This window comes from Neobacillus sp. 204 (assembly GCF_046562815.1).
In the GTDB taxonomy this organism is placed as follows: domain Bacteria; phylum Bacillota; class Bacilli; order Bacillales; family Cytobacillaceae; genus Neobacillus.
Genome location: NZ_JBJORY010000002.1, coordinates 55,341 through 72,224, shown reverse-complemented (window position 1 = coordinate 72,224; position 16,884 = coordinate 55,341). Strand labels below are relative to the sequence as shown.

The following is a 16,884-nucleotide window of genomic DNA, read 5'->3' as shown; positions in this document are numbered from 1 at the left end:
GGTATTGAATGCCAAGGTGGGAACGTACAAAATTTACTCATGAGTTTGTGGGAAAAGGTGAAGAAGATTTAAGGAAGATTTTTTTAAGGCAGTTTGTCAGATATGTAAATACACAAAAAGGATATTCTCATATAAGGCTGAAATGAAAGATATTCCAAATTATATATGAGGTCAAATATAAGGGTGCCAGAAAAGCACCCCCTTTTTTGTGAAATATATTTTATTTTCAGGCCCAAAATAATGGTAATTTATATTAACTTATATTAGTCGCCATTAATTCAGCCTGTTCTACAACTGTTTCTACCGCCAATTTTTGAAGATCAGGTGGATAGCCATATTTCTTCAATAGTCTCCTCACCGTAATCCTCATTTTGGCTCTTGCAGATGTTCGAAGATTCCAGTCAATACTCATATTGGCCTTGATTGCCTTTGTAAGCTCATGCGCAATTGCTTTAAGTGTATCATCACCCATAACTTCTTTAGCTGTTTCATGGGATGATAATGCATCATAGAAAGCAATTTCATCTTGTGAAAGACCACTTTCTTCTCCACGTTGATGAGCTTCATTAACTTCTTTTGCAAGTTCAATTAGTTCCTCAATTACTTTTGAAGTCTCTATTGTCCGTTTATTATACTTTTGGATAGCTCCTTCAAGTAAGTCAGAGAACTTTTTCGCTTGTACGAGATTTCTTCGTTGGATATGCTTTACCTTACCATTTAATAATCGATTCAATAATTCTACCGCTAAGTTTTTTTGAGGTAATGCTTTAACTTCAGCCAAGAATTTATCTGACAGAATAGATAAATCAGGTTTTTCAATACCTAGCGATTCGTATATATCTACAACCTCTTCTGAAATGATCGATTTGGATATTAGTTGATTTATTTGAGCATCCAATTGTGATAGTGTTTTCTTTTTCTTTTCTTCGGGAAGGAGCTTAATAATTCCAGCTTTCACTGCTTTAAAGAAACCTACCTCTTCATTCAACTCTTGTGCAGCAGCTTCCGTTGAACATAAAGCGAAAGCTTTACCTAATTCCGTTACAAGTCTTAGGAATTGTTTCTTTTGTTCCTCTCCGAGACCAATTATAAAATCAACCGTCTCGATAATACCTTTCATTCGATCTGTTGGCTTATCTGATTTAAACTTACTATAATCGTGTTCATATAGCAGTTCTTGAATTAATTCATACTTTTCAATCAAGATATCAACGGCAACAGAAGTATCAACACCAGCATTCTCTTTATCACTGTCTGTATATTGATTTAATGCCTCTTTTAGGCTATCTGCGATTCCAATATAGTCAACTACTAGGCCGCCTGGTTTGTCCCTAAAAACGCGATTTACACGCGCTATAGCTTGCATTAAATTATGGCTTTTCATCGGCTTATCTACATACATGGTATGCATAGATGGGACATCGAACCCTGTAAGCCACATATCCCGAACAATGACAAGCTTAAGTGGATCATTATTGTCCTTCATACGTTTGGCCAAGAATTCACGTCTACGTTTATTTCCGATGAACGGTTGCCAATCTTCCGGATCACTAGAGGAACCAGTCATAACTATTTTTATAACGCCCTCTTTGTCGTTGTTACTATGCCATTCAGGTCGCAGCTTTATTACTTCTTTATATAACTCAATAGCAATCCGCCGGGACATAACTACTACCAAGCCTTTACCAAATAGAGCATTCTGACGGGTTTCAAAATGATTTACAACATCCCTTGCAAGTCGTTGAACTCGTTCATTTGCACCGGCAAGTGCTTCTAAACGGGACCATTTCGACTTTAATTTTTCGCGTTCATCAAACTCCTGATTTTCAGTAATATCTTCATATTCCTCATCTAAGCTTAAATCTTCCGGTAAATCCAATTTAATAATTCGACTCTCATAGAAGATTTTTACTGTAGCACCATCTTCAACAGCTTGAGTCATGTCATAAATATCGATGTAATTACCAAAAACTGCAGGAGTATTCTTATCGGACATTTCAACAGGAGTTCCAGTAAAACCAATGAAAGAAGCGTTAGGTAGTGCATCACGTAAGTATTTTGCATAACCATATTTAACATTAGCTTCATCTTTCGACTTCTGTACTTGTGCCTGAAATCCATATTGTGAACGATGAGCCTCATCTGCCATAACAATTACATTTCGTCTATCGGTAAGTGTTTCAATTGTTTCTTCGCCATCATCTGGACCGAACTTTTGCATCGTTGTAAAAATGATTCCACCTGATTCAACAGATAAGAGTTCTTTTAAATGTTTTTTATCTTCCGCGTGCCTTGGAGTTTGGCGTAACAGATCACTCGACTGACTAAAAGTTGTATGTAATTGCTCATCTAAATCATTTCGGTCCGTTAGAACAACAATTGTTGGGTTATTCAATTCTTGAACCAACTTACCTGTATAGAAGACCATTGATAAACTCTTACCTGATCCTTGAGTATGCCAAATGACCCCAATCTTACGATCTCCATCTTCGGAAGATGCTCGTTTGGCTTCTTCAACGGCCTTATTAACTGCATGGAATTGATGATAAGCACCTAGTATTTTAATGACACGCTCTCCGTTAACTTGGAACAATAAGAAATTTCTGATAATATCAATTAGAATTTTAGGCTCGAACATTCCCTTGATCAAGACTTCTAATTGTGGAATAGCGTTTGAAGCAATTGATTTACCATCAACAGTTCTCCACATCATAAACCGCTCTTCATCGGAAGTTAAAGTCCCTGCTCTCGCGTTTAAGCCATCACTTATTACCATAAATGAATTGTATTGGAATAGAGATGGAATTGTATTTTTGTATGTTTGTAATTGATTATAAGCCTGTGAAATCCCTACGTTTTCATCAGTTGAACTTTTTAATTCAAATACAACTAAAGGGAGGCCATTAATGAAAACGACAACATCCGGTCTTTTGTTAGTTGAACCTTCTTGTATACTAAATTGATTTACTACCAAAAAATCATTTTTTACTGGTTCTTTGAAATCAAATAACCATAGTTTCTTTGTGGCATTTCGCCCATCTTTTTCTCGAACCTCTACATCTACACCATCCGTCAACATTCTCTGAAATGCCTTGTTGTTTAAAAAAAGACTGGGATGTTGAGGGATTTTTATTTTTCGAACAGCTTCTTCAATAACTTGGAAAGAAACCCCTTTGTTTATCCTGGAAAGGGCATCTGAAAGACGTCCCTCCAAGATTACCGTTGAAAAATCTTCACGTTCAACAGATTCCCCACCAGGAGAAAGATCAGGTCCATAAGCAACTTCATATCCTAACTCCTGAAACCAATCCAGAGTCGCTTCTTCTAACTCATCTTCATTAAATTTGAACATGGACCTCTTCCTCACTTTCAATTGGGATCTCGATTTCTCCTGAAAGGAGTTTTGGAAGCAATGTAACCCTTATACTACTTAATGTGTGAATTTGTTCATTTAAGATTTCAATTTTTTTAAATATTGAACATGCTACCTTATTAAACCTCTCCAAAATTTCCAGGGATGGCATTACTATTTTAGTCGTTTTTATAACTGTCAAACTAACATTAGCTTGTACTCCTTGAACAATTTTTGATTTTATATCTTGTTGTATTAATACCGATTTCAAGTAATAGTAAACCAAATTAAAATGTTTTTCAGGTTCCTGTAATCTAATAAACGCTAATGCTTGATTAATATTTGAATTATCAAGATGCTTATTTATATAAGTTACTCTGCCAATAGTTCCAGCAATGGAAAACAAAATATCATTTTCTCTTAGAATAGACCGCTTTAATTTGTTTAAATGTATACTATTAGGAATCATTTCTAAACCATTTAACTTTATAGATCCACTATCCTCTATATCTTTTACCTTAATGAATCTGATTGAACTGACATCTTTCGCTTCCTTTATATCCTTACTGGTTGGGGTTGTACCTTTTGAAATATTCTCTGTAATTTTATCTAAATCTAAAACCTCCCACCCCAAAGGAATCAAACCTAATTCACTTTCCATCATTTTTCCACAATTAGATATATATGGCTCACCGATCTCATTTGGAAATTCAAAATTTATAAACCACTGCTTGAATATTGTTTGGATAAGTTGTTCTAGGTTTTTTATGATTTTTTGATTTAAATTATTTTTATCATCTAAAGTTCTTAAAACTCTAGCTATTCTCTTTTGAACCAATAAGGGAGGTACTTTTACAGGCAACGCATAAAAATCTTCTCTTTTAGTTGAAGGAATGGCCGACCCACTATCCAATGAATTGATATCTTTTGTAAGTAATTCATAATAAGCCCACTCTATGTCTATGTTTTCATTTAAAGGTTTTAAATAGTACGCGGTATCAATCACAAAAAAATCTGTCTTAGAGAAGTGTACCCCTCTGTATGCCCCTTTTCGGCCAATTATTATTCCTGGACCATTTACAAGGGGTTTATTAGTGTAACCTATGTGACCGTTTGTACCATATACTGGAACCCCTTCAGTATTTTCCTTATATCCTTTTAGACCTTTTCCATACTTTAATTCGGCTATTTCTCCCCAAGTAGTCTGAGTCCAATTATTAAAACTCATAACCAATTCCCCTTATCATTTGACGGATTTCCTCTTCCAAAACTTTTGACTTTGAGAATTGCTCCGCAAGTTCTCCTGTTAAACGTATCATTTTATCTTCAAACGGTTCATCATCTTCTTCAACTTCTTCCAATCCTACATAACGACCGGGGGTTAATATGTATTGGTGTTCTCTAACTTCATCTAATTTGGCTGATTTACAAAATCCGGATATATTATCATAGGAATTATCATTTGTACCACGCCAAGCATGGAATGTATCAGCAATATTCCTAATATCTTCACCACTTAATTCTTTATGTGTTCGGTCTGCCATAAACCCTAATTTTCTTGCATCTATAAATAGAATTTCATTCTGTCTATTCCTTTGTCCCTTTGCCGCTTTGTTACGAGTCACAAACCACAACGACACCGGTATTTGAGTTGAATAAAACAGTTGACCGGGTAGAGTAACGATGCATTCAACAATATCTACTTCAACAAGGTTTTTCCTAATTTCTAATTCACTTGTAGTACTAGTTGACATTGATCCATTCGCCAATACAAAGCCCGCTGTTCCGCTTGGTGCTAGTTTCGAGACCATGTGTTGAATCCATGCATAGTTAGCATTTCCAACAGGTGGAATTCCATAGGTCCATCGAGGATCTTCTTTTAAACGGTCGCCCCCCCAATCACTTACGTTAAATGGAGGATTTGCTAATATAAAATCTGCTTTCAGCCCTTTATGTAGATCATTGTGGAAAGTATCCCCATTATGCTTTCCAAGATCACTATCAATACCACGAATAGCTAAATTCATCTTAGCCAATTTCCATGTTGTAGGATTTGATTCTTGTCCATAAACAGCAATATCACCAAGATTTCCTTGATGTTCTTCCACGAACTTTTCTGATTGAACAAACATACCGCCTGAACCACAACAAGGGTCATAAATTCTTCCTTTGTACGGTTCTATCATTTCTACAAGCAATTTAACAACCGAAGATGGCGTGTAGAACTCTCCACCGTTCTTACCTTCTGCGCTTGCAAACTTACTTAAGAAATATTCATATACACGACCTAATACATCTTGAGAGCGACTTTCTTTATCTCCTACTTTAAAAGAGAACAAATCGATTGTTTCTCCAAGTCGTATTTTGTCAAGCGATGGACGAGCATAGTCTTTAGGTAAGACACCTCTCAAAGAAGTGTTTTCCTTTTCAATTGTTATCATCGCATTATCAATAATTTGGCCAATTTCTGGCTTTTTTGCATTTTGTTTTATGTAACTCCATCGAGCTTCCTTTGGAACCCAGAAGATATTTTCTGCTTCATATTCATCTTTATCTTCAGGATCAGCCAATTCGTCCTCGGAAAGTTCCTTATGCTTTTCCTCGAATGCATCTGATACATATTTCAAGAACAATAGACCTAGTACAACATGCTTATATTCAGAGGAATCCATACTTCCCCTTAACTTATCAGCCATTAACCAAAGCTTTTCTTCATATCCAACGTTTGCGGTTGTAGACATTAATAATTCCCCTTTTAATTCAACTAATCTAATTGTACTATAAACAAATATTACATTATAGTTTTTTCCAAGTGTGATCTAGTAATTAATAAATAAAAAAAGCACTCATCGCAGAGTGCATAATCCTAGCTTTGCAAATAATATCAAATTTAGATGAATCTGATTAATATCTCAGTCAGAGCTTATTTATTTTAGTACCATGAGTTAGTTCAGTACAAAATATTATCTTTTTTTATTTTTTGGATGATCAAGATCAATAAGGGACAAATAGCCGCCTTCTAATTTCGCTTTTACCTTGAATTCATTAAAGTAATTCAAGAATTGTTCAGTTCGCGGAGTATCCTTAAATATTGCATAAAAACGATTAGGCAATAATTCAGCTGTTCTTAAAAAGTCACTGTTATTTAGTCGGGTACGAACATTCCAGCCAGTCCATCTTCCATCATATTGATAATAACGACGTAAGTATTTGACCATTCCTTTTGCGATAACCTTGTCTGTTAATTGACTGCTAATACTACTTGAACTTGATATGTCACCATATCGAGTGTAGTCAACTTCTAAAAAATTATTTAATGACATTAGCAGCTTCCTCCAATTCGCTCATATTAATATCAGGGAACGTTTTTTGAAAATCTTTGAGTATTCTTAAATCTGATTGCGAAAGTTGTTTACCGTCCGCCTTCTTCTTAACGATTTCTAAAATACCTTGTCTAACAAAGCTCTTCATTAAAGGAGTTGCTTCTGCAGTTTCTAACTTTTCTATGCCTTCAAGGAAGTTGTGATTAGTTTCATTTCCAGCTGTTAGCCAGTTTAAGTCCTCGTTTTCATCTTCTTTCCTTGCAAGTACATGATTTTTTTCTAATTCTTCGACTCCGTCTAACCAATCCCAATTTTCAGGCATGATTTTTTTCCTCCTGGAATCCTCGATCATCTTCTGCTTTATAAACAAACGATTTGAGGTTATTGATTTCTTTTAAGTAAATATTGCTTCTATTTAAAGCCTCAATGACTTCCCTATCACGAGAACGTACATATATATTTGTCTCTGAGCATCGGATCAAATCGGCGATTTTTTTAAATGATAAAGAAGATTGATTGATATGCCATTCTCCGATAACATTTCTTATTATTCGATCGATGAATTCTTTCTTACCTAATCTTTCAGCCACGTTATCACCTTCGATCTATTAGTGCTTACATACTCCATTAATACAAAAACTTCGTAATTTTTTCTCTCTAAATTAAGGAAAACTAAAAATTATTTTCGAAATAAGTAAATATTAATAGCTCCCTTATTCTCAAGGGGTTTGAGGTGTTTTTATATTTAAGCTAGAATTAAGATTCCTTTAACAAAGGAGCGAGAAATTGGGCGAATGGGGGCAAGATACTCAGAGAACAGACTTGGCTTAATATAAAAAACACCAGCCACTAATGGCCGGCATTACATATAATCATCGACTGATACCTCTGATGGTCATCACGATGCTAATTAATAACTTTATTGCTAGGAAGGCATTTATTATCTAATAAGGATACATCCATTTGTTTGATGGAAAATAAATATGCTAATCAAATAGACTCAATTGCATTGGTTTTATTTTGATTGGACCTTGTACATGCCTCCAAGTTTTGAAAGTAACTATGGACGATATAACAGTATTATGAACTCCGAATTTTTTTGAAAAAGCTACTGTATTAAATTTTGGATGTCTAGGTGTATAATTCTTTCTAATATACATAACGTCAGATTCAGTTAGTTTAGAATTATTATTTTCTTCACCTTTTAATGCTTTTTTTAGGCCAGTTTCGTAGGAGTGTCTTACGTTCTCAATTCTAGTGTTCCATTCTAGATTTGATACTTCGTTATCTGACTTCACTCCGTTTTTATGATTTACTTCAGGTTTATTTTCAGGGTTAGGAATGAAAGTGGAGGCGACAAGGCGATGAACTCTCATCATTTTTATCTTTCCGTTTTTAGATAAACATACAAACATATCCGAATTCATTCGCAGAAGGCTTTAAGATTTTCCCTTTAAAAGTTTGTTTATGTCCATCTGATCTAATAGTCGTCCTTTCTATACCTTTAACAATTCCTTTATTACTGATTTGATAATAACCTTCGAATCCTAGTATATCCTTGAAAATTTCCATATCCATTCCGATCAACCTCCCGATTCGTTTTAACTAAATGCTATAGTTTTGGAAGTAAGACTTCTACCGAACCTTTCGCTATTTAACGCCTCTACAAGCTTTTAAATTAATTGCGGTAAATCAATTCTTAATTTGTCTAACGTGCTTTGGTGTATTAGGAAACCCCAATATTCATGAACACTTTTTAGCCTTAGCCAAGAATAAGCCAAGGTAAGGGCAAGAAATGATTGAATTGTTCCAACAGTGCTCACCCTTATTATCTTTGGCAAAGGCGCTTACACGTTAAATTACAATAGTGTTGCTTACTTCTTCCTCGTCTTCCACTTCTTCAACCTCTGTATAAAGTTCAATATTTGTTAAATGATAATGGTTGACACCTTTAACCTTTATAACCGCGATCCCTTCAGCTTCTAACATAGCCATAACCTTTGCATCCTTTTTGCGCATTCTCAAACTGTCGGCAGTAACGTTCAGGTATTCGGCGATTTCTAAAAACGAGATTGATTTGCTACCGTCATAAAAGTATCTTCCAAGACAAATTGTACAAATATGTTTAGTGAAGTCTTTCCGGTTATAATAAGCGTTCTTTTTTAAATGTGTCATTTGTTCATTCCTCCAATTTTTTAAAACTTTAATTACTTCATATATGCAGACCAAGTTCTTAGGGATGCTATGTTGCTGGCCGCTAGGTCTTATAAGAGTTTAATTACTGTTAATCTTACAGAGGGTAGGTCAACTTGAAGATCGCGAGTCTCCCATTCATTCAATAAATTATTAATAACTTTCCGGTACTTATTAACCTTTAACACGTGTTACCTTTGGTACTTATATAATGATATGAATAAATCCCCACTCTAAAAATCATTCAATTCCTTGTAGCTCTAAGGACGAGACCACTTTTGGAATGGACGTGTAAGTGATACTTTTCATACCTAAATGGACGAGTCAGTAACATTTTTTTGACTATGATGTACTAAACGGATTATTTTTTCTTCTTCATTTTAAAGAATGGAGCTACATCAACAGCGATTTCTTCCTGAACTTGAGCATAATCACCACGAAAGAATATATTTGGATTTAGCATAAATCTAGTCGGCTCTTTACCTACTTTGATTTTCGCAACAACATACTCTTCATTAACTGACAACCTATATATCTTTTGCGATAAGTAAGAAGGTGTTACTCCTAGAGCTTCTGATAAGTCTTTAGCCTTCATAAATTCCAACCCATCAACATCAACTTCGCTAGGATTCTTAACTAATGCCATCGTTTTAAAATTCACAAATTGTTGTAACTTGAATATCATCGCCAACTCTTCAGGCTTAGTCCCATCCAATCCCTCTTTAATTCCCTTTGTTACCATTGATACAACATTCATCCCTTTAAACGCTCCTTTGAAAATGTACTTTTTATTAATGAAGTACGTTTTTTCCTCGCCATCATAAATCAAAATTCCTTTTTCCAAACCCTTTTTCCTGAAGTCTTTGAATGTTGATTCCTTTCCAACCAAACCTAATACCCTCAAGAAATCACAAGTTTTAAAGGGAGTATTATCCTTTTGACTTTTGACCAACTTACCATCGTAATTGATATAACATTGAAGAATCATTAGATAACCTAATTGAGCGTTCGTTAAGCTCTGGCAAATGTAATTGATCTCTTTCATGTTCGTATTTGTGAATTTATTTTGCTTGCGGTTACTGTCCATTCTTGCAAATTTCCTTTTCCGTTCAATGTCAATTTCGCTTTCGTATCTGTAAGTGTATCCGGTAACTAGATCCATAGCGACGCCTTTCGTTCCTTGAAGAGGTACAAGGCTTTCAGGCCGATCTCTTTCCTTTAGAACGTCCTTTTTCTTCTTCATTCCATTCCATCCCTTTCTTGGTGCAATTTGAATTCTTTTATCTTCTTGTGATGTAAATGCAACAAATAAGTAATTTTTGAATGAAGATAACGAACATTGACCATCAAAGTCTTTTGGCTGTACTTTTCACGCGTCTGATCTACTTTTGTTTGCATTACTTCAGGAAAGTTAACTCGATACGTGACTAAATACTCTCCGTCTTTCTTCTCAACACTTAAAAGTCCAAGTTCAACTTCACGAATGAATAATAATGAGGCTGCTTCATATAAGTCATAAGTGGAGAATGTCAATTTTTTATCAAGAAGGTAGTATTTTTGTTTGTTCATTTGATTCATTCCTTTCTGATTCTTTAATCGTCTTAATTGACTTGTAATTATGTAAGAAGTGATGTAATTTGATGTCTTTTTGCTGGTTATTTACTCGTCCGAGTTAACGAGTAATATTTCCGAGTCGAAATAGAGTTAATTTGAAGTAAATTGGAGCGTGCTTAAAGCATTGTTCTTGTTTGATACTAGTAGGACTAAAAACAGATGCAGAAGTGAATTATTCGTCTATTTGTTGATATAGAAAATGGGATAAAAAAAGTACAGACATCGAAGGTGTAGGAAGCCAGAGTATTTTTTAGGATAAATAGGCCCTTCAATGCCTGTATTAAGAAGGAAATCGACTCTAGAACAAGCATGTATGAAAGGGATTGGTGGCCTTTCACACAATTACATTAATACAAAGAAAGGTAATAAAAAGCGCGCCTTCTTTACGTTTCTAGAAAGAAAATTTGTAAGGACTAAGCAGAGGGTATATATAATTGAAAGTTAATGGAGGAATCGAGAGGTCTCGACTAGACGCGGTCTGTTAATAGGTAAAAAACGATGTGGAAAAAATATAAAAAGAGGAATTACCAGAAACGAAACATTCAATTCCGGATCAACTTGGAACTTAAAGACCTACGCGAACCACTTCCAGTTTGCTTCTCAAAATTGGAAAGCAAAATATAATCTCCTAACTTTCAAGGAGATCGAATACGCTAATGAAAGATGTATTGAATGTACGCAAATTTGCTCGCATTGAATATTTCTGTACAAAAAAAGAACCGGCCAGCTCGACCGATTCCTATTTCCTACTATTTATATAAGTCTTCAACTGCTGCTTGCTTATCGTCTTCAGAAGGCGCCGAATACCTTAGTATCATATCTGCTGAACTATGACCGCTTAATGATTGAATAAGGCTGATGTCCTTGCCTGAGCGTACTAGGTCGGTAATAAATGTATGCCTTAACTGATGCACATTGAAGCCGAACTTATTAACTAAATGCTGCACACTTCTAACACTGATTCGTTCGCCTCTGTTGCTAATGAACAAAGCTGCCTCATCATTGCTTGATCGTTCTTCTAAGTACTTCTCCAAGGCTCTTCTAGTCTCTGTATTCAATGGAATAAATCGTTCCTTTTTACCTTTACCAATTACCTTTAACAAGCCTTTACGGGCGCTTATTTCAATGTCAGATACATCTAGGCTAACAAGTTCACTAACACGAAGGCCGGTATTAAGAAGGGTAGTGATGATTGCTATATCCCGTTTGTTTCCTGTCCGGTCTACCTCCCTTGTTAATCCCCTTCGTTCTATCTGGCTAAGGCTATTTGGTGCTGCATGCTTAATGTCTTGCTGCTTGATAACACTTACATCTTCAATCGTATCTGCTTTGTTGTTCCACTTACTAAACTTCTTTATTACATTCCAAACCTTATTGATTGTTGCTGTTGATTGCTTCCGCTTCATTAGATAGTCAATGTACTGCTGGACATCTGACCTAGAATACACATTAAGGTTGGTTCCTGATCCGTCTAACCATTGTTCAAACTGTTTTAATGAATGAGCATATGTCTTAATAGTTGTGGCAGACTTACCTCTTAGCCCTTCCAAAATAAACTTATCAATCACCCTAACTCCTCCTAATATAATTCTACGCAATATTTTTCGGCCTATAATCAAGTGAATATGTACCGTTTTCCAACTTTATTTATGATAATATAGCATAGAATTATAATTCCACGCAATAATTCTACGCAATTGTATTAGTGATGCCTTGCCAGATAGAAGCCACAAATGGAGCCTTGTAACGATAAGTTAATTTCTTATAACAATCATTATAGGAAAAAGGCTATGCAGAAAGTAGGGACGGTGTTTACATTCTAGACGGTCGAAAACTGAAAAACGGTGCAGCACACGTCACCTTCCATTTTCGGCCATTTTCAAAAAACCTCGGGCATCTTCCTGCCATATCAATACGTTCTGCTATGAATATATTTACTCGAATGCTCGACAAATCATTGCTTTATAACTGTCTGTAAAACGTATCCGTGTTAAGGTAAGGGGTGGTTATAGAATAAAATAAAAAAACTCCCGTTTTAGAGGAGTTTGAGTTATATTTTTTTGGGGATTATTTGAGGATTTCCCATCCTGATTTTTTAACTTCTTCGTTTTTGACTTCTTCAACATTATCTTCGCGATTTCTTGGCCTCATAGAAATGGGCATACCATATACATGTTGTAAGAGGTTATACAATCGCTTAATCACATCTGTATCGGCGGATATTTGTTTTGTAGGTTTGTAACCTCCCCCTTTGATAACATTGTCACTCTCGACGAATTTAAAAGTACTCCTTCTGTGTGTAAAGTAGACTATGGGATGATCTGCTCCATCAGGGGTAATGGGCATTGTAGCACTTTCTTTTATTGGTACATAACTTTGAGAAAAATCATATTTTCTATCTAAGTAAATTAAAACGTTATAAAGCTTTTTAATCGAATCTTTTCCTTTGATTGTTAAAGTGGTTGGAGGTAAGTAGTAATGATCGTAATGTTTTATAGGTTGAAAAAACGTTAAATACTGCTCGCTATCTTTTTCTTTAAAAGTGATAAATTCCAAATCACAAGAACTGTCAAAAATTACTCTAAAAGCGCGGTTCATAATATCCCTCCTTGTTTACTAATAAATCCTATTACTTTAGGTACATGGGTTAGAACATCAGAATTGCAAAGATTAATGAAAATAGTTAAGAAATTTCCAAACTTGTCCATTCTATATATTGTAGGAACAAACATTCCGTGATACTATATATATGGATATGAATTATCTTTGAGGAGGGATTAAATTTGGCAAATCAACACGTTTCTAAGCATGATGATGGTGGCTGGAAAGTTCAAGGGGCTGGTAATTCTAAAGCCACATCTAGGCATGATACTCAAAAAGAGGCAATGGAAGCAGCTAGAACAATAGCAAAAAATCAAGGTAGTGAAGTTGTTATTCATGGCCGTGATGGAAAGATTCGAGCTAAAGATAGCTACGGCAACGATCCGTATCCACCAAAAGGTTAACATCTAGTTAAGCGTGGAATGGAATAAAAATATTAAAGCATCCGCCTGGGTGCTTTTTTTATTGGATATAGCAGGAAAATATCTCCTTTTGTCGAATTGTTAGGTGAAAGGGGAGATAGCAAGTGAATTTGTCTAAAGTTGAAAGACTAATATTAATTAATCAGTTTACAATTCTTGAAAAGTTAAATCCTGAAGAACACTCCTATGAATTAAACAAAGAGATATTAGTGAATGGTTATAAGCACAATTACGGCGAAATATTTGAATGCCTACATGATGAGGTCTCTGAAGAAGTAAGTCAAGAGGTATGGGACATATTACAAATGTACCGATCGCTAAATTTCTCCTATCGTAATCTTGAAGATAAGGGGGATATAGATGAAACCAGCTTAAAGTTCCGTGGTTTTGATGGTAATAATGAAACAAATCACATGGTATATGCAAGGTTTGTATTACATGACTTGGACAGGTATAAAGAGTTGTGGAATGATGAAAAGTACCCTGACTATAATACGCATTCTCCTAGGATAGGAAAGTACAGAAGGATGTTATCGGTATGGCAGCAAGTATCTGAACGGTATAATAATGACTTATCTATTGATGAAATTAAAAGCATATTAAATGCCTAAACCTTGCTGACATAATTATAGAATTTCAACTTAAAAGCATCCTTCGGGGTGTTTTTTATTACAAAAAAAGAGGATCGTCTATGAATAACGATAACCTCAATCCTCTTCCTTTGTGTAAATATTAAACGAGCTTCTTTTCCTGAAGCTTCCTCACATCTTCCGCAAGATTTAACGCGTGCATCTTCCGATGGCAATTAGGACAAATCGCGACTGTATTCTCAATCGTGTCATCTCCACCTTTAGATAACCAAACTATATGATGAGTCTCCAAGTATGGCTTCCCCTTTTTATCTTGAAAAAGGAGCCGGTTGTTCACATAGCTGACAGATGCCATTAGCTCTTCTTTTTGCGTATTCAGAAACATAAGCGTTCCGATCATATCCATTAGAAGTTACATTCCTAACTCCTGGCTTACCGGGTGCAAACGAAGCCCTTCTCCTTAGTTCTTCATCATCTAATTTATTTGCTTCTTTCTCTTGTATTAATTCCTTTGATTTAATATCTTCTGACGGTATGAGAACTTCTTTTTGTCCCTCTTTCATTCTTAAAGGAAAGACCCATACAAGTCTTGGATCACCATTTACATCAGGCTGTGTTTCTTGATAAGGTTCTCCTGCCAGGTAAACCTCACCTTGATAGATATAGTTATTTCGCCTGAATACTTCAAATAAATATACGACTATACCATTACGATTAGAATTATAAAGAGTTCTATTCTGTTTGTAATCCAGACTTTGAGGGCCGACTTGCCCCATTCCTGTATAATGGAATAAGAAAATTGTGAGTTGCTATCGACTCAATATAAGGGCGCTATGGAGCCATTAGAATACAAATGTTCCTGCGGAAATAAAAGTAAAATCAGTTTAGCTAACTTTCAGAAAGGCAAACGATGTGGATGTCAAGTAAGACGAGGAGAAGATCATCCAGGATGGACGGGATTAACACCGCTTAAAAACTTCCTACGTTCCCGTGTGAAGGAATGGAGACAAAAAAGTAGAGAAGCCACAAATTACACCTGTACTATTACAGGAGAACGTGGTGGACATATTGAAGTACATCATGTATATCCCTTTAATCGTATGGTGTTAGACATAGTCGAAAAACAAGGAATTGTAGTACATAAAGTGATTGGAAAATATACTTTGGAAGAATTGTTAGGTATTGAAAAAAGTTTTTTAGAATATCATAACTCTTTTGGACTCGGTGTATGTTTGACAAAAGAAATACATGAAGAATTTCACAATAATACGGACGAATCTATTTTACGCCCGAACAGTTTTATGAATTTTATCAAAAGAAAACAGGTATACCATTCAATCGTTTAAGCTAAGCCCTTGGGATTCCGATACTGAAATAATTATTGGAGCGATTTTGGTTATGGAATCGACTGATTTCATTAAAACGGGGGCTAATAGACCGGCTTATCATTACTGACCTAAATTACTTTAAGGGAGTATTGTAGTTAATTCTGCTTGAATTTAATCGGAGATTCGACGTCCATTTGTGCGTTCTACTAGGCATGTCTCGATATAAAATACCCCCATCGTTTGTGATCCAGTGGCCTCTCTTTGTTTCACATTTACCTAATTTTACTAAGGCTAGTGACGATAATGAAAACGATCGTCTTTTTTGACGATCGTTTTTTCTTACCATGGTACCGGTTAGTGCAGTAATTAATTAATATTATTTATACCTACCAGTATATCAATGATTACATCCTCGAAATTATCATTTATACTACAAATAATATCAACACATTCTTTACTCATAACTTTCCTATTTTCATGAACCAAAATATTTCTTACCGAATACAATGCTTCGTAAGAAGCTGAACTTTCTTCTCTATTCAATACCCTTAAAAGATCATTACATTTGTCACCTAAAATGTTTTTACTTTGAAATGAGCCATTGATATAATTGTCAAATAGTTTTTGAATACGTTGTTTTTCTTTTGCAATTGTTCCAATTTCATCTTTCAATTTAAAAAAGCTCATTTCACCTGAAGAAACTCCTTGAATCATTTCCTTAAATTCTTTATGGAATATTTTTTCAATCAGTAACTCGATAACTTGGTACAATAAATGGAACTTTACTATATGATGTTGTTCTTTCGTTAATATTTCTTTAAATAGATAATGAATGTACTTTTCATCTTTAATTTCATTAGATACTTTTTTTACATTAAATCTTGCATCATACTTTTCATATCTTTCTTCTATTTTTGGTAAATAATAATAACCACATTTGTATAACCAAGGAATGTAATCAGCAAAGTTAAATCCACCAAGTTCTTCTATTGCAGCTTTACTTATGACAAATAATATTATGTCATCTTCATAAAAATTATAGAGTGAATAACTTATAGATTGGTCCAAAAGAGGTTCCTTTATATCCGCTTCACCTATAAATTCTCCTTTTAATAATTTTTCATATGCAACAAAGGCGTAGTTTAAGAAAAATTGATTATCTGCATAGCTATGTTCAATAGAATTTAAAGCTTGTATTGGAAATACCCATCCTATTCGTTTTTCAATACTTTTTTCATAAATTTGATAAATGTCATTTTCAGCAGCATTCTTTTTATGGAAAATATAGAGTTCATATGCAGAAGAATTACCACTTCTGTGTATTGGTAAAACGTACTCAAACTTAATCTGAGTTTGGTTGTCAGATGAACCCCCAGAGAGTTTATATTGGGAATTACTTTCATCAAATTCAACTTTATTAAATTTAACAGATAGCTCATTATTTTTTTTTACCGTAAGCAT

The 16,884-nt window shown here is 34.8% G+C and carries 19 protein-coding genes; 3 read left to right on the top strand and 16 right to left on the bottom strand.

Annotated elements, in window-relative coordinates:
* Positions 1-253: 253 nt before the first annotated feature.
* The 13 genes from ACJ004_RS04500 to ACJ004_RS04440 all read right to left on the bottom strand — a co-directional run bounded on the left by ACJ004_RS04500 (position 254) and on the right by ACJ004_RS04440 (position 13,080).
* A complete protein-coding gene (locus tag ACJ004_RS04500) occupies positions 254-3,352 on the bottom strand; it encodes a type I restriction endonuclease subunit R (protein ID WP_410891382.1) in 3,099 nt (1,032 codons plus the stop codon).
* Positions 3,339-4,580, bottom strand: coding sequence for a restriction endonuclease subunit S (locus tag ACJ004_RS04495; RefSeq protein WP_410891381.1), 1,242 nt, complete (start codon positions 4,578-4,580; stop codon positions 3,339-3,341). Before ACJ004_RS04495 ends, ACJ004_RS04500 begins: the two co-directional genes overlap by 14 nt.
* Entirely contained in the window at positions 4,570-6,093 is a 1,524-nt protein-coding gene (locus ACJ004_RS04490; RefSeq protein ID WP_410891379.1) for a class I SAM-dependent DNA methyltransferase, read from the bottom strand. The genes ACJ004_RS04495 and ACJ004_RS04490 overlap by 11 nt, the downstream gene beginning before the upstream one ends.
* Before the next feature lie 222 nt (positions 6,094-6,315).
* The gene (locus ACJ004_RS04485) at positions 6,316-6,675 is read right to left on the bottom strand and encodes a hypothetical protein (protein ID WP_410891378.1); all 360 of its coding nucleotides are present in this window, start codon (positions 6,673-6,675) and stop codon (positions 6,316-6,318) included.
* Complete coding sequence (locus tag ACJ004_RS04480; RefSeq protein WP_410891377.1) at positions 6,662-6,997, bottom strand: hypothetical protein; 336 nt, start codon at positions 6,995-6,997, stop codon at positions 6,662-6,664. Before ACJ004_RS04480 ends, ACJ004_RS04485 begins: the two co-directional genes overlap by 14 nt.
* The gene (locus ACJ004_RS04475; RefSeq protein WP_410891375.1) at positions 6,990-7,265 is read right to left on the bottom strand and encodes a hypothetical protein; all 276 of its coding nucleotides are present in this window, start codon (positions 7,263-7,265) and stop codon (positions 6,990-6,992) included. The genes ACJ004_RS04480 and ACJ004_RS04475 overlap by 8 nt, the downstream gene beginning before the upstream one ends.
* 396 nt (positions 7,266-7,661) lie before the next feature.
* A complete protein-coding gene (locus ACJ004_RS04470) occupies positions 7,662-8,102 on the bottom strand; it encodes an HNH endonuclease (RefSeq protein WP_410891373.1) in 441 nt (146 codons plus the stop codon).
* Positions 8,071-8,253: an NUMOD4 domain-containing protein gene (locus ACJ004_RS04465; protein WP_410891372.1), complete on the bottom strand. Its 183-nt coding sequence runs from the start codon at positions 8,251-8,253 to the stop codon at positions 8,071-8,073. The genes ACJ004_RS04470 and ACJ004_RS04465 overlap by 32 nt, the downstream gene beginning before the upstream one ends.
* Positions 8,254-8,529: 276 nt before the next feature.
* Positions 8,530-8,850, bottom strand: coding sequence for a hypothetical protein (locus ACJ004_RS04460; protein ID WP_410891371.1), 321 nt, complete (start codon positions 8,848-8,850; stop codon positions 8,530-8,532).
* A 379-nt stretch (positions 8,851-9,229) separates the two neighbouring features.
* Positions 9,230-10,111, bottom strand: coding sequence for a hypothetical protein (locus ACJ004_RS04455; RefSeq protein ID WP_410891369.1), 882 nt, complete (start codon positions 10,109-10,111; stop codon positions 9,230-9,232).
* Positions 10,108-10,437: a hypothetical protein gene (locus ACJ004_RS04450; RefSeq protein WP_410891368.1), complete on the bottom strand. Its 330-nt coding sequence runs from the start codon at positions 10,435-10,437 to the stop codon at positions 10,108-10,110. The genes ACJ004_RS04455 and ACJ004_RS04450 overlap by 4 nt, the downstream gene beginning before the upstream one ends.
* A 794-nt stretch (positions 10,438-11,231) precedes the next feature.
* On the bottom strand, positions 11,232-12,050 hold the full coding sequence (locus ACJ004_RS04445) for a tyrosine-type recombinase/integrase (RefSeq protein ID WP_410891367.1): 819 nt from the start codon (positions 12,048-12,050) through the stop codon (positions 11,232-11,234).
* Positions 12,051-12,549: 499 nt separating this feature from the next.
* Positions 12,550-13,080 carry a hypothetical protein gene (locus ACJ004_RS04440; RefSeq protein ID WP_410891366.1) on the bottom strand — a complete coding sequence of 177 codons (531 nt, stop codon included), beginning with the start codon at positions 13,078-13,080 and terminating at the stop codon, positions 12,550-12,552.
* A gap of 185 nt (positions 13,081-13,265) precedes the next feature.
* Here ACJ004_RS04440 and ACJ004_RS04435 point away from each other — a divergent pair, with 185 nt between their 5' ends.
* Both ACJ004_RS04435 and ACJ004_RS04430 read left to right on the top strand, forming a co-directional pair.
* On the top strand, positions 13,266-13,487 hold the full coding sequence (locus ACJ004_RS04435; RefSeq protein WP_410891365.1) for a DUF2188 domain-containing protein: 222 nt from the start codon (positions 13,266-13,268) through the stop codon (positions 13,485-13,487).
* A 122-nt stretch (positions 13,488-13,609) separates the two neighbouring features.
* Positions 13,610-14,116: a YfbU family protein gene (locus ACJ004_RS04430; RefSeq protein WP_410891363.1), complete on the top strand. Its 507-nt coding sequence runs from the start codon at positions 13,610-13,612 to the stop codon at positions 14,114-14,116.
* A 121-nt stretch (positions 14,117-14,237) separates the two neighbouring features.
* Here ACJ004_RS04430 and ACJ004_RS04425 read toward each other — a convergent pair whose 3' ends face one another.
* Positions 14,238-14,387 (bottom strand): HNH endonuclease, encoded by a 150-nt coding sequence (locus ACJ004_RS04425; protein WP_410891361.1) that lies wholly within the window; start codon positions 14,385-14,387, stop codon positions 14,238-14,240.
* 16 nt (positions 14,388-14,403) lie between these two features.
* Positions 14,404-14,871 (bottom strand): restriction endonuclease, encoded by a 468-nt coding sequence (locus ACJ004_RS04420; protein ID WP_410891360.1) that lies wholly within the window; start codon positions 14,869-14,871, stop codon positions 14,404-14,406.
* Between the two features lie 57 nt (positions 14,872-14,928).
* Here ACJ004_RS04420 and ACJ004_RS04415 point away from each other — a divergent pair, with 57 nt between their 5' ends.
* Complete coding sequence (locus ACJ004_RS04415) at positions 14,929-15,441, top strand: hypothetical protein (RefSeq protein WP_410891358.1); 513 nt, start codon at positions 14,929-14,931, stop codon at positions 15,439-15,441.
* A 348-nt stretch (positions 15,442-15,789) separates the two neighbouring features.
* Here the strand turns inward: ACJ004_RS04415 and ACJ004_RS04410 are convergent, their stop codons facing one another.
* Positions 15,790-16,884 carry a hypothetical protein gene (locus tag ACJ004_RS04410; protein WP_410891356.1) on the bottom strand — a complete coding sequence of 365 codons (1,095 nt, stop codon included), beginning with the start codon at positions 16,882-16,884 and terminating at the stop codon, positions 15,790-15,792.

Bases quoted from the DNA above. Each gene is read 5' to 3' on its own strand.
- ACJ004_RS04495 (WP_410891381.1), bottom strand. From the start codon at position 4,580: ATGAGTTTTAATAATTGGACTCAGACTACTTGGGGAGAAATAGCCGAA.
- ACJ004_RS04410 (WP_410891356.1), bottom strand. From the start codon at position 16,884: ATGCTTACGGTAAAAAAAAATAATGAGCTATCTGTTAAATTTAATAAA.
- ACJ004_RS04460 (WP_410891371.1), bottom strand. From the start codon at position 8,850: ATGACACATTTAAAAAAGAACGCTTATTATAACCGGAAAGACTTCACT.
- ACJ004_RS04500 (WP_410891382.1), bottom strand. From the start codon at position 3,352: ATGTTCAAATTTAATGAAGATGAGTTAGAAGAAGCGACTCTGGATTGG.
- ACJ004_RS04490 (WP_410891379.1), bottom strand. From the start codon at position 6,093: ATGTCTACAACCGCAAACGTTGGATATGAAGAAAAGCTTTGGTTAATG.
- ACJ004_RS04465 (WP_410891372.1), bottom strand. From the start codon at position 8,253: ATGGATATGGAAATTTTCAAGGATATACTAGGATTCGAAGGTTATTAT.
- ACJ004_RS04480 (WP_410891377.1), bottom strand. From the start codon at position 6,997: ATGCCTGAAAATTGGGATTGGTTAGACGGAGTCGAAGAATTAGAAAAA.
- ACJ004_RS04420 (WP_410891360.1), bottom strand. From the start codon at position 14,871: ATGGGGCAAGTCGGCCCTCAAAGTCTGGATTACAAACAGAATAGAACT.
- ACJ004_RS04440 (WP_410891366.1), bottom strand. From the start codon at position 13,080: ATGAACCGCGCTTTTAGAGTAATTTTTGACAGTTCTTGTGATTTGGAA.
- ACJ004_RS04415 (WP_410891358.1), top strand. From the start codon at position 14,929: ATGGAGCCATTAGAATACAAATGTTCCTGCGGAAATAAAAGTAAAATC.
- ACJ004_RS04450 (WP_410891368.1), bottom strand. From the start codon at position 10,437: ATGAACAAACAAAAATACTACCTTCTTGATAAAAAATTGACATTCTCC.
- ACJ004_RS04455 (WP_410891369.1), bottom strand. From the start codon at position 10,111: ATGAAGAAGAAAAAGGACGTTCTAAAGGAAAGAGATCGGCCTGAAAGC.
- ACJ004_RS04485 (WP_410891378.1), bottom strand. From the start codon at position 6,675: ATGTCATTAAATAATTTTTTAGAAGTTGACTACACTCGATATGGTGAC.
- ACJ004_RS04470 (WP_410891373.1), bottom strand. From the start codon at position 8,102: ATGAATTCGGATATGTTTGTATGTTTATCTAAAAACGGAAAGATAAAA.